The organism is Corallococcus sp. NCSPR001 (assembly GCF_017309135.1).
Lineage (GTDB): Bacteria > Myxococcota > Myxococcia > Myxococcales > Myxococcaceae > Corallococcus.
Map to the genome: position 1 here is coordinate 5,622,131 of NZ_JAFIMS010000002.1, position 13,235 is coordinate 5,635,365.

Sequence of the window (13,235 nt, forward strand, 5' to 3'; positions counted from 1 at the left end):
AGGGCGCATGTTCACGCGGCTACCACATGACTTCTCCAAGCATCCCCCGCGACCCACTCACTGAAGCGCATGCCTCCATTCGAGGGTACGTTCATCAGTTGCTGCGCGCCGTAGAGTTGCTGACCTCCAACGCCCCTGCCCTCGTGGTGGCCGTCGAGGCGTTCGAGGACGTGGTGACCGTTGCTGGTGCCTCGGTGGTTGCAACCCAGGTAAAGGATCGGATTGGCACCTTTTCCCTCACTCAGGAGAAAGCATGCAGGATGCTCGAACGCTGGGCCGTGGAGGCTTCAAGCAACAACAACATCCGTTTCATATTCCTTAGCACCCAGCAACCGGGAAACCTACACGACTCTAGCTCGGCCTTTATTCGCTGGGTACAAGGCAAGCAGGATTCTGCTACACGGGAGGAAATCCGGAGTTCGCTCGGAGGCTTTCTCGCGGGATTCAAACCCTCCACATTCCCGAAACTCACAGGCTTCGTTACTGACGAACTGAAATTCGAGAGATTCTGGAGCCTCGTCCAGTGGGATCTCGGAGCCGAGAGCCTAACCCAGCGGTTTGATCGCTTGGTAACGCACACCGCTTCATCGCGGGGGATTGACAGCGAACATGCGCGAAACATCGTCTCGGGATGGCTCGGGGAGATGGCGCTCTCTGCGTCCTCGTCCGAGTTTAACGAGCGCATTTGGACCTATTCACGACTCCAGAATAGCACTCCAAGTTTGCGGGACCGCCAACTGGCGGAGCTTCTGCTCAGGATGGATCGCAGCGAAGAGGTCCTGGCTGCCATCGCGAGCATACGCGACTTGCTTCAACAGCGAACGTTCAACAGCAAAGCGTCTCTAAAGCCCCCAACCAGCGCAAGCTCTACTCGGCTCGACAGTAAGATGAAGCAGATCCTAGACTCACTCTTGAGCGGCAAGCAGCGCGTCGCACTTAGAGGGCGTCCAGGAGATGGCAAGACCCAGGTAGCTTGCCAGGTTGCTGCCGTTCACCCAGACGGCGCCTACTTCGAACTCCCTCGCTCCAACGGCCGCACTCCAGAGGAGGTCTGGTTGCAGGGCCTTCAGCAACTTGGGGCGGAACTCCTCGTCACGGATGTTACCAAGCTTGAGTTGAAGCCCCTGGTCGGCCGCGTGCGTGATGCGCTGGTCGAAAATGGTAGAGGACGTGTTCTTGTAATCGATAACGCGGATGTCGCGCCATCGTTCGATATCCGGGACTTGCTCAGAGCTGGCGCCGGGGGAGCCTGTATCTTGGTTGGACCAGGGGTGAACGACGTCGATGCCTCCTTCAGCCTTGAAGCTCCGTCCGCCGAGGAGTTTCTCGAGATTGCGACGGAGGGAGCGCAGCTAGAGCCGAAGAGCCGCGATTTGGTACGTGTCATTGGCGAACTCTCAGATCACAGCGCGCTCATCGCGAGCTGCCTCAAGTGGCTCAATCAGGCCACTGGGTTCGTGCCTGACGATCTGGAGGAGTTCGAGCAGACCCTTCGCGCGGGAAATTTCGGGTCAATCGACCAGAAGATCGAAGCCGGCATTCACAAGACCTGGGCATGCCTTTCAGACCTCGACCGCAAGCGGTTGGCCTTCATCATTGCCCTCGGCCAAGTACAGGTTCCCATTCTGTGGCTGCCCGAGCCACTGCGGGTCGGCTCTCCCCGAAATTGGGCGATGCTTAATGACGCCGGTGTCGCTTTTCGCGCAGGCATGGGAGGGGAGCGGTTCGTGCGCATTCACCGACTCATCGCGGCGTGGGTAGACGCTCATGGCGATGTCGATGTGGGCTCGGAGGTGCGTAACGCGCTGTTGTCATGGACTCGACAATCAGACTTGGCGGACGAGTTGAAGAGTCACCCGCTTCGCATTCAGTCCTTTGTGAACGGCTATCGATACCTTCTGCGAAAGGCACGTACGAGTGGTGGTCCAATCGCGGAGGATGCCGCGCTGGTCGAGACTTACATTGACTGCCTCTCTCACGTGCCCGATGTAGAGGCAGGGCTTCGACGAATCGCGTCAGACCCGGTCGTAGACGTGGCTCGGCTGCCACCGGTCGCCCTCGGCCAATTAGTGGACACGGTGGGGCCGGTGACCGCGAGCAAGTCAGATTATTTGAGACTCACCCGGCTGACAGCTCTGACTGAGCTTGCGCTGTTCGTCGAGACACATGGAGTGCCCACCGATGTTGTCACGGATGAAGACGAACAACAGGTTTCTGCTGCACACCACTATGCAAAACAGCTTCTAAGAGATCCAAACTCCACCGATGAACAGCGAGCGAAAGGGACAGACCTCTTGCTCGCGATTGATGCTCTCTCGACGGCGATGATTCAGAAGGGGGGCCGCATTGTTGCGTGGGAGATCCATCGAGCCCAAGCAAGACTCCAGCTGGCAAGAGGCCGGAGCACACTGGATTCAGCTCGTCGTGCGCGACTCCTTCTCGATCTGGAGGATCGATCTTCGGCAGTCCTTCCGATCTACCTATTGGTAGATCTTATCTTGCTGGTACTAAGGCTGGACGACGTTCCAGAGAGCATCGTTTCACCCAACATGCGCGTTCACCTGTTGGACTCAGGTCTGAAACTATGCCAACACCAATCAAACCCTCACGTCCAGGCGCGATTCCTGCGGGAGGCGGCACAGGCCATTCGCCGACATGGAGTGGGCTCATCTCGGGACGTGCTCGACACTTTGCGATCGTTCATTGGGCGCGTCCGGGCAAATGAGGCCGTCCTGCGGGAGACCAGCCCCGATCTAGCTCAGGCCCTCTTTAAATCTGCGGAAAGTTTGACGGATCCGAGTGCGTTTGATGCCATCGCCGAAGCAATGGACTTGTTCGCGAGCGCACGTTCGTATTTCGACACATACATAGTCACGCGAACAGCTGCCGTGGCGCGCGAACTTGGACTTCCGCTACTCGCACAACGCCTACTGACGGAGGTGGTGTCGCAAGACGAGAAAGACAAGTACTGGAGTACATTAGAACTCGCAAAGGCGTATCGATGGGCGGGAGATGCGGCGACAGGCATTAAGACGCTGGAGGCGCTGCTGGCGGCTCCGAACCTAGGCGCGACCAGACCGCATTCTTCTCTCGAGCATGCCCGTCGGAACTGCGCGCTGAGAGATGAGCTAGCAAAAGCTCATCTAGCGCACCGTGCCCAGGAGAATGCACGCAGGCTTCTAGAGGATAATGCGATTAAATATGCTGAGCTTGGAATGAAGCAGATGGTGATGGACTGTCAAAAGTGGCTATCCAGTCTCGACAATCCCCGAGCTAAAGGAGGGGCCCTGGAGGACGAGTGGCGCAAAGGCGAACGCCTCAGGCACCTATCTCCCGAACGACTGCGGGCAACGGAGGAGAGGGCGAATGCGGTTGTCGCAAGGCTACTCAGTCTACCTCGTCGATAATGCTGCAACGGAAGGCCAATTGGTGTCTTTGGCGACTTCGCTTCGCCGACACAGGAGTTCAGCAGACTCGTACATTCCTCGCTCACCTACTTTGAGAAAAACGCCCACAACTTGGGGCAGCTTCGGCGGCGGATGCTTCGCGAAGTACGCAGGCGTGGCGACGATGGCTGAACGCAGGCGCGGCCCCAGCGGAACCGCCACCATGTCCACAACCACGCGCTCTTGGAAGCGTACGCCCGCGACGGCTGCACCCGGCAATCCATCCACGAAGGGGCCCCTCCCCGCCCCCTCCGGCCCGCGCTTCCTGCTGACGGGCCAGCTCGGCCCGGCGGCGGCGCCTATCGTCGGAGACGAGCACTTCGGCCGGGGGATACGTTACTTGACGACGCGGACGGCGGTGAACGCGCGGCGGACATCGCAGCGGTAACCCTCGTACTGCGAAAACGTGTTCCCGCGTGTTTCACCCTGTACGTGCCCGGCAGGGGCAGGGGCAGGGGCATTGTGGTGGTCTCCGGAACGGCGCCGAGGGTGCCTTCCAGTTCGAACTCGTGGAGGTCACCGTACGTGCTGGTGTGATAATCATCATCGGCATCCACCTTCCGGCCACCATTGCCTTTTAAGTGGCCCGACAGCCGCCGCTTGCCAGTGTGCACGTTGAACCAGTCGTTGGAGGAGTCGTACTGGTTTTGGGTCTTGAAGGGCTGAGGACAATAGCCAGTCAGCCGCAAATCCACGAGAGTGGGCTTTCAGCGCTTCAGCCACATCGGCTCGCCGGGGCACAGCCGGCAGCGGGCCTCGCCGTTGGAACAGGAGGTCGCGCAGGACGGGAGCGCCGCGCGGGCCGAGCTTCCAGCGCGGTACAGCAGGTCCTGGTACGCGATGGAGCCCACGATGGGGTGCATGCTCTGGAATTGCACCACGGTGGCCCCCGAGCGCTTCAGCCGGAAGGTCGGCGTCCCCACCGCCAACGCCGTCCGGATGGCCTGCACGCCGCCCGCTGTCTTGTCCACGCCGTAGGTCGTCGTGCCCTGCGTGATTTCGAGCCGGCCCGCCGACGTGAGGAAGCCCACCAGCTCCACTTCATTCGTCGCCGGGCACCCTGCCCTGCACACCGCGAGGTTCGCTGATGTCTGGGTCGTTGGCACGAGGGACTGATTGTGGATGCGGTGGTTGTAATACAGCACGTCGCGCTCGATGGTCGGCCGCGTGCCCGTCTTGAACCACTGGATGTAGTACGCGGTCATGTCGTACGCGGGCCACTGCTTCCCCGTCGACGGCCGGATGTTGTGGTGCTCGTGCTGGTCGTTCCAGGTGACGATCTGGACTTCGTCCAGGCCGTCCGCGATCACATTCTCCCAGATGGAGCGGAGCGTCAGGGAGTTGCGCGCCTCCCAGAAGGCCTTGTCCTTGGGCCGGTAGTCCTGGCTGCTCATCGGGTGGATCCATGACTTCCCGTACCCGGCCGCCTTCGTCTTCAGGCTCCCGGAGTACCCCGCCGTCGTCACCGGGACGGCCGTTCCCCACCCGGCGTAGGCATCCCCTACGTTCTTGTACTCCTCGAAGAGCGCCGTGCTTCCGGTGCCCAGGAAGACGGGCACCAGGTACAGGCTCATGCCCAGCTCCGTCGACGCGCGCTGCTTCACGGTGGCGTAGAACGCCGCCGTCCGGCCCTGCGCGGCGGGATTGAACAGGCCCACGACATACTTCCCATCCGGCCGCCGCAGGAGCGCCGTGTAGCTCTTCAGCTGGTCCAGGATGCGAATCATCCGGTCCTGGTCCCCTGCCTGGCTCCCCGTGCTCAGGATCGTCATGTCGAAGTTGGGGATGATGTCGAAGTTGCCGGCCTGCGAGGCCGCGTCGGCAATCGTCTTCGCCCGCGTCCACACCGCGCCGTTGTTCACGTCGCTGTCGGTCCACAGGTTCAGATAGAAGCCGTCGATGCCGATCCTGGCCGCGAGCTCGATTTCGTCCTTCGCGTCGCGAAGCCGCCAGTCCGTCTCCGTGCGGGGCTGCCTGGGGAGCGGCCGCTCCCGCATCATGCCGCCGTAGGCCGCGTGGGTTCCGCCCTCGCCGTTCACCGCGATGTAGTTGCGCTCGTAGTAGTCGTTGGACGTCGGGTTGGTGTTGTCCATCGACACCGGGTAGTAGTGCCAGTGCGCGTACACCCGCTTCGCGGAGTTCCGGAGCGTGGTGCGCGGCACCGCGGTAAACGGCCACTCACACGGGCCACAGTCCGGCCCGCAGTCGACGCCCGTCTCGGTGCCGTTGCGCACCCGGTCCGAGCAGGTCGCGGCGGACGTCACGCTCAGCGGGACGCTGTACCGATTGTCGCTCTCGTTGGTCTCCGCTGGCAGGCGGTTGATGTCATCCACATGCGCGAGGAGCGTGTGAGCCCCCGCCGTGGCCGGCGCGGTCCACACCTTCGTCCCCGCAGGACCGGAGTTGGCGGTGAGCGTGACGCTGGCCCCCGGCGCGAGGGAGCTCGTGTGCGTGTCCGACCACGACACCTGCGTGCCGTCCACCCAGAAAGAGAGGCCATGGACGATGCCCGCGGGCGTCGCGACGTTCCCCGCGTTCTGGATGGTTGCGCTGAAGGTGACAGCGCCAAGCGGGGCCACCGTGGTCGGGATCACGCCCGTGACGACGAGGTTGTATCCATCCACGAGCGCATCCTGCCGCGAGGACAGGGGCTCCTCGATCGGATCCCCGCCACAGCCCATCCACGCGGCCAGCAGCCCCACGGATAGGACCTTCCATACGCTCTTCAAGTTGTGAATCGCCGGTTGCATCCAGAGGCTCCGTTCAGGATCCCGCCTCTTGCTATCGCGTTCCACCGGCGGGCCGGCTCCATTGTCGCGGTGAGGATGAAAGGGTTGCTTCGGGAAGCGCCCACCGCGACGTGGTGCTGTCACGGCTTCGGTGCGGGCTTCTGGGCCTGGGGGGTGCGCAGGTCCGCGCGCACCACGGCGTCGCCGAAGCGCTCCACGTTGGTCAGCCAGGCCGCCGCGTTCTTCACGTAGCGCGCGGTGCCCGCCGTGTCCCACTTGTTGTAGAGGCGCGTGAAGCCACCGTCGAAGATGGCCCGCTTGCCGCCGTGGTCGTAGAAGGCCGCCACCAGGTTGCCCGCCGAACCATGAAGCAGCGGCGTGAGCTGCTGGCTCGGCTGGAGGGTGGCGATGGTGATGCCCTCGTAGAGGTACTCCAGGCCGGTGGTGAGCAGGTGCCGGCGCAGCAGCCCCGGGCCCTCCCCGTCCTTGCGCAAGCCGACCGTCTGGTCGCCGATGACGTTGCCCTCCATGACCGTGCCCAGCAGCGCCTGGCCCACCACGTTGGCGTCCGCGTAGTAGGGCGCGTTGTCGCCCCAGATGTACACGCCGTGGCCCGCGTCGAAGTACTCCTTGATGACCTTCACGTGCTCGGGCGTCAGGCGCGGCGTCGAGTCCGAGATGATCCACAACTGACACGCCTTCTGGAGCCCCTTGCGCAGCTCCTTGGGGCTGGGCGCGTCATTGACCCAGCGGTACACGGAGAAGCCCTTCTCCTTCAGCGCGGCCTTGGGCAGCGAGAAGTCGAAGTCCTGTGTGTAGAACTGGAGCACCGCCACCGTCTGGCCTTCGAAGGCGCCATCCACCGCGAGGTCGTTCTGGTTGCCTTTCGCGTTGCCAAAGCTGTCGCGTGCCGCGGGGCGCACCTCTTCGCGCGCCTCCTGGGTGCCGTCATTGCGCGTCACCACCTTCTGAATGCGCTCCATGGGAGCGTTCTCACCCGCGGCCTTGTTGTACTGCGCGAGGGCCGGAGTGGCGGACAGGACGAAGGCAATGCAGCAGAACAGCGGGCGGAGGGCACGCACGGGAACCTCGACGGGAAGGATGTGGCACCTTCCACGCACGGCCCCGCGAAAAGTTCTTCAGCTGGCCTCGGCCATCAGGGCAGGCGCGGGCGGGGCTCCGAAGAAGCGCGAGAGCTCGGCCTGGGCCTCGCGGGCTTGCGCCGCGCTGATGCGCCCCTCGCGCTCCAACCTTCCGATGATGACGCCCGTCCGGGTGCGCAGGGTCTCGGGCCGCTGCGCCGGCAGCCAGCGGCGGGGCGCGGGCAGCATGGCCGCGAGCATCGCGCCCTGCGCCACGCTGAGCGCCCGGGCCGGGACGCCGAAGTGCTCGCGCGCCGCGGCGTCGATGCCGTAGACGCCCTCTCCCCACTCCACGACGTTCAGGTACAGCGCGAGGATGCGCTGCTTGGACAGGTGCGACTCCAACTGACGGGCGAGCAGCAACTCCTTGCCCTTGCGCAGCAGGCTGCGGTCCGTGGAGAGGTAGAGGTTCTTCGCCAGTTGCTGCGTGAGGGTGGAGGCGCCGCGTCCCAGGCGCGCCTCGCGCACCGACTGCTCGAAGGCGTTCTCCACCTCGGTCCAGTCCACGCCCTCGTGCCGGTAGAAGCGCGCGTCCTCGGAGATCAGCACGGCGTCCACGGCGTGCGGGGCCACCGCGCCCAGCGACACCCAGGACTGGCGCACGCGAGGCTTCGTGCCCGCCTCCAGCGCCTCCTCGGCTCGCTGGGCCATGAGCGCGGTGGTGCGCGGGTTCTGCGTCCGCAGGGCGCCCACGTCGGGCATCCGCGCGAACTCCACGCCGAGCCAGAGGGCCAGCAGCAGCCACCCGCCGAGCACCCAGCGGCCCCAGCCCGAGCCGGAGGACTTCCCCACGGCGCGCCGGGCGCCAGCAGAGGGCGGCTTCGGCTTCGTCTTCTGGGTCCGGACGGTGGAAGCACGCGCAGAGGGCGAACGGGATGTCATGGCTACACCTACATCTACCCTGATCAGCCCCCGCTGTCCAGAAGACGGCCGGGGCGGCCCGGCGGATTTAACCCGGCTTAATTCGTCCGCTGCGGCGGTCCGCGCGACAACCCCTGTGACTGTCTCAGAGGGGGAAGTCCACATGCAGTGGCCAATTCGGAGCTTTCAGCCGTTCATCAACACCGTGAAGCCGTCGAGCAGCGGAGCCGTGAGCGCGCCGCGGCAGGCGCCGGCCGGTCCGCCGCGGCCGTCGGGCGGTACGTCGTCCTGGGGAGGCGCGTTCACCGACGGCTTCAGCGCGAGCACGCCGGGGGCCTCGAAGCGCAACCCGCTGAACGTGCCGGACGCCCCGCCCTCCCCCACCGACACGCCGATTCTCTCGAAGCCGACCGCCGGCGGGGATTTCGCCGCCAGTGGCTCGGTGATGCTGGGCCCCCATGGCATCTCCGGGAGCGCGAGCCTCGATGCGGGGGTGAAGCTGGAGACTGGCATCTTCTCCATGACGGTGGCCGGGTACACCGAGGTGGGGGCGAGCTTCAGCCGGGACGCGTCGATGACGACCTTCAGCGTGGAGGCCGAGGTCGGCGTGAAGGGAGAGCTCGAAGCGGACACGCCGCAGGTCACCGTTACCGGCACCGCCCAGGCGGGCGTGCGTGGCAGCTACCAGGTGACGCTGCCGACGGCGGCCGCGGCGGGCATCACCTCTCCGGAACAGGCCGCCCAGCAGCTCAACCCGTCCCTGCCCCAGAACCTGCCGGTGGGCGCCACCGTGACCCTCACTGGCGAGTCCTTCGTGGGTACGGGCATGGAGGTGGTGTTCAAGAACATCTCCGGCATCTTCGGCGCCATCGGGGGGATGAGCACCGAGAAGGCCAGCGGCATGTCTCTCGCCGTCACCCGGCTGGATGACAAGACCGTCCGGGTCACCGCCGGTCCCACGGAGGCGGTGTCGCGCACGCTCGAGGGGAAGCTGGGGGTGTTCGGTGTCGCGTTCGGCGCGACGGACACGCGGCGCGTGGAGGGGCAGCTGAGCTCGCGCCAGGTGGACTTCGACATCTCCACGCCCGCGGGACAGGCGGCCTACGACCGCTTCCTCGCCACGGGCGAGCTGCCGAAGAACGACCCCGCGAACGGCACGTCGAACGCGGCGACGGTGCAGATTGCTTCCGACACGCTCACGCGGGAGGTCATCTTCGCCATCGACCTGGGCGCGGCCGTGATCGACAGCAACGTGTACGTCGCCACGACCTACGACGCCGGTGGCCCGACGGAGTTCCAGTACACGGGCACCAAGGGGCCCGTCACCTTCACGGTCAATGGTGAATGGAAGGACCCCGAGGACCCGTCCACGTACACCTATGCGGCCACGTTGCCAGACCTGGCCTCCGGTACCGCGAATGGGCTCCAGGACGTCTTCCCGAACACGACGGGGAGTGGCACCACGGCGTCCGTGTCCTTCACCTACGCGGAGGCACAGCAGGTCCAGCAGCTCGCCAAGGATTGGTTGACGGCCATCGAGCAGGGCCGCCCCGGATACGCGGGCAACACGCCGGAGCCCTGGGTGATGGATGTCGCCAACGCGGCGACCCCTGAAGAGGCCATGGCCCTGCTGCTGACGCCGGAGACGAACAACGTCCCCGATGTGGTGGCGGAGCGCGTGTCCAAGCTCAGCGGCTTCCAGATCAACAACGGCGGAGGACAGATGCCAGGGTCGCTCACGCTTTCAGAAGGCTGACCTGGAGATTGGGCAAACTCGACCCACGGGCGAAATCGACCCATCAACAAAACGGTGTCTGTCTTCTCGGATCCGAGGTCCGGTGCGTCAAAACGTGAGCTTTGTTGCTTACTGGATGTATTCCAGGCTCTAAGACGCGTTTCATGCACAAAGCCAGACTTTCCCTTCTCCTGCTCAGCGCGCTCGCGCTGGGTAGTTTGAGTTGCAACTCAAAACCCGTGAGTCCCACGCCGGCTGTCACCGCGAAGTCTCGGGCGACCCTCACCACGGGATGGCAGGAGACAGGCTCGATGAGCCTGGCTCGCAGGTTCCCGACGGCCACCGTGCTCGACTCCGGCAAGGTGCTCGTCGTGGGCGGCTGGGACCGCGATTTCCACGCCTCGGCGGAGCTCTATGACCCGAGTACGGGCACGTGGCTCTCTACAGGCGCCATGCCCCTGGGACGCGAGGGACACACCGCCACCTTGCTGTCTTCGGGTGAGGTGCTCGTCGTCGGCGGCGAGATTCAAGCCACGCCGGGCTACACCGCCTCCGCGCTGCTGTATTCGCCGCAGACGGGCCTCTGGACGCAGGCGGGCGCCACCTCCAGTGCTCGCGCCTACAGCACGGCGACGCGGCTGCCCTCCGGCAAGGTGTTCGTCGTCGGTGGCGGCGACAACAGCGGCTCTCTGGCCCGGGTGGATGTGTATGACCCGGCAACAGGCTGGTCCGTTCTGCCCTCCGCGACGAACGACGAGCGCAGGCGCCACACCGCGACGCTGCTTCCCTCCGGAAAGCTCCTCGTCGTCGGCGGACGGGGCTGGCGCATCTTTGAAACGGCGGAGGTTTACGACCCGAACAACCCGGCCTCGGGCTGGACCTTTGTCGCCCCCATGGCCACGCCTCGCTACGACCACACGGCGACGCTGCTGCCCTCCGGCAAGGTGCTCGTCGCGGGCGGCAGGAATGCAACAGGCCCGCTCAACACGTCCGAAGTCTATGACCCGGCCACGAACAGTTGGACCGTCGCGCAGATGGCCACGCCCCGGACGCTCCACACCGCGACGCTGATGCCCTCCGGCAAGGTGCTTGTCGCGGGCGGCGAGACGTCCTCCCCTCTGGATTCGACGGAACTCTACGACCCGGAGACCAACTCCTGGTCCGCCAGCGTCTCACTGCGGGCTCCCCGCCGACTCCACGCGGCGGTCCTGCTGAGCGCCACCTCCAAGGTCCTCGTGCTGTGCGGGGAGAACGTTGTCGCGGGCCAGACCGTGAAGCTCAACACCGCGGAGCTGCTCGGCACCTGTGAGACCGTCACCTGCAACACCGCGCCGAGCCAGTGCCACTCCTCGGCGGGCGTCTGCTCCAACGGCGGCACCTGTACCTATCCGCTTCTGCCGGCCGGCGTCAGTTGTAACGACGGTAACGCCTGCACGGGGAATGATGTCTGCAGCAGCACCGGGACGTGCTCCGGCACCGCCATCGCCTGCGAGGCGCCTCCCGGGCAGTGCTACCAGAGCGCGGGCTCCTGCTCCGGCGGCTCCTGTTCCTATGCATACAAGGCGGCGGGGACCCAGTGTAACGACGGCGATGCATGCACGCTGGGCGAGACGTGCAACGGGGCCGGAGGATGCGCGGGCACGCCCGTGAGCTGCACGACTCCGCCCGGCCAGTGCTATCAGGCCGCCGGCACCTGCAACGGCGGCACGTGCAGCTACTCGCCCAAGGCGACAGGCACCGCTTGTGATGATGGCAACGCGGGCACCATCAACGACGTGTGCAACGGCTCCGGAAGCTGTGCCGGCGTGGTGGCGTGCACGACGCCGCCGGACGCGTGCCATGGCTCACCAGGGACGTACTCCAACGGCGCATGCACCTACCCGCTCAAGCCGACGGGGACCTCCTGTGGCGCCCCCTCCTCCGGCACCTGGGGCAGCTGTGGCGGCTTCAGCGACACGTGCGATGAGACGGGGACCCAGTCGCGCACCGTCACTTCGTACGCCTGCACCAGCACGGGCACGTGTGCCAGCACCCAATCGAGCGAGACGCAGGCGTGCACCCGCGGCACCACGGGGACTGCGTGCAACACGACCTACAGCAACTGTGGCGCGTGCACCGGCTTCAGCGACACCTGCGATGAGGGGGGCACGCAGTCCTGCACCGTGACGAACTACACCTGCGCGAGCGGTGCCTGTAGCGCGTCGAGCTCCGGCGCTGGAACCCAGGCGTGCTTCCGCGACACCGACGGCGTCCAGTGCAGCTCCTCCACCAGCTGTGGCGCCTGTGGTGGCTTCAGTGACTTCTGTGACACCACGGGCACCCGCTCCTGCACCGAGAGCTCCGTCTCTTGCTCGGGAGGCGCGTGCAACTCCGGCAGCAACAGCACCTATCCGGAGTCCTGCTCCAGGACCGTCAACACCAACTGCCCGGCCACCAGCTATGGGTCGTGGAGCGGGTGCAACAACAGCTGTGGCAGCTCCAGCCAGTCCCGCACGGTGACCACCTACAGCTTCAACTGCGGCACGGGCACCTGTGTCCCGAATTCCTACACCGAGACGGCCTCGTGCCCGATTCAACCCTGCCCCTCGCCCAGCTATTCGAGTTGGAGCGCCTGCGGCGGCTTCGATAATGCCTGCGACTCCACGGGCACCCAGTCGAGGACCAAGACGTCCTACTCCTGTTCAGGTGGGACGTGCGCTTCGAGCACCAGCACGGAGACACAGTCGTGCTCGCGGACGACCAACCCACCGACGTGCTCGGGGACCACCTACGGGGCGTGGAGCGCATGCAGTGGCGGCAATGGCTGCGGAATCGGGAGGACGCAGTCCCGGACGGTGACGACCTCCAGCCTCAACACCGCGACCTGCCAGTGCGTGGGGAGCACCACCACCGAGACGCAGGCGTGTCCGGACAACCCCGTACCGCCGACGTGCCCGGGGACGACCTACGGCGCGTGGAGCACGTGCAGTGGCGGCAATCCCTGCGGGCAGGGAGGGTCGCAGACGAGGTCCGTGACGAACTACACCCCCAACGCAGCAACCTGCCAGTGCGCGCCGAGCAGCAGCACCCAGACGCAGGCGTGCACTGCCGCTCCAGCTCCCTTGTGGGCGATCTGCAATGGCGCGTGTGTGAGCACAGCCAATGACAGGAACAACTGCGGTGGCTGTGGGAATCGATGCCCGTCCCCGACCAACGACTGGACTTGCGACGAGGGAATGTGTGTCTGCGTAGGGATCACGTGCGGCTAGCGCCGCTGCGCTGAACGGCTGGCGCGCGGCGGGCAACTTCGACCCAGGGGCGGACCAGACACTTTCTGTCTGGT

7 protein-coding genes are annotated in these 13,235 nt (G+C 65.3%); 3 read left to right on the forward strand and 4 right to left on the reverse strand.

Translation table 11 applies throughout. The features are described 5' to 3' along the window. Positions 1 to 26 precede the first annotated feature (26 nt). The gene (locus tag JYJ93_RS24585; RefSeq protein WP_206795180.1) at positions 27 to 3,407 is read left to right on the forward strand and encodes an ATP-binding protein; all 3,381 of its coding nucleotides are present in this window, start codon (positions 27 to 29) and stop codon (positions 3,405 to 3,407) included. Positions 3,408 to 4,153: 746 nt separating this feature from the next. Here the strand turns inward: JYJ93_RS24585 and JYJ93_RS24590 are convergent. The 4 genes from JYJ93_RS24590 to JYJ93_RS24605 all read right to left on the reverse strand — a co-directional run bounded on the left by JYJ93_RS24590 (position 4,154) and on the right by JYJ93_RS24605 (position 8,691). Further along, a complete protein-coding gene (locus JYJ93_RS24590; protein ID WP_206795182.1) occupies positions 4,154 to 6,196 on the reverse strand; it encodes an endo-1,3-alpha-glucanase family glycosylhydrolase in 2,043 nt (680 codons plus the stop codon). A 119-nt stretch (positions 6,197 to 6,315) separates the two neighbouring features. Beyond that, positions 6,316 to 7,257 carry a hypothetical protein gene (locus tag JYJ93_RS24595; RefSeq protein WP_206795184.1) on the reverse strand — a complete coding sequence of 314 codons (942 nt, stop codon included), beginning with the start codon at positions 7,255 to 7,257 and terminating at the stop codon, positions 6,316 to 6,318. Between the two features lie 57 nt (positions 7,258 to 7,314). Next, positions 7,315 to 8,199 (reverse strand): monofunctional biosynthetic peptidoglycan transglycosylase, encoded by an 885-nt coding sequence (gene mtgA, locus JYJ93_RS24600; protein ID WP_206795186.1) that lies wholly within the window; start codon positions 8,197 to 8,199, stop codon positions 7,315 to 7,317. A 165-nt stretch (positions 8,200 to 8,364) separates the two neighbouring features. Then, on the reverse strand, positions 8,365 to 8,691 hold the full coding sequence (locus JYJ93_RS24605) for a hypothetical protein (RefSeq protein WP_206795188.1): 327 nt from the start codon (positions 8,689 to 8,691) through the stop codon (positions 8,365 to 8,367). On the opposite strand from JYJ93_RS24605, the gene JYJ93_RS24610 reads away from it, so the two are divergent. Next, positions 8,672 to 9,934, forward strand: a complete 1,263-nt coding sequence (locus JYJ93_RS24610) for a hypothetical protein (protein ID WP_206795190.1) — start codon at positions 8,672 to 8,674, stop codon at positions 9,932 to 9,934. The genes JYJ93_RS24605 and JYJ93_RS24610 overlap by 20 nt on opposite strands. A 290-nt stretch (positions 9,935 to 10,224) precedes the next feature. Beyond that, positions 10,225 to 13,161, forward strand: a complete 2,937-nt coding sequence (locus tag JYJ93_RS24615) for a kelch repeat-containing protein (RefSeq protein WP_206795192.1) — start codon at positions 10,225 to 10,227, stop codon at positions 13,159 to 13,161. Positions 13,162 to 13,235: the final 74 nt, after the last annotated feature.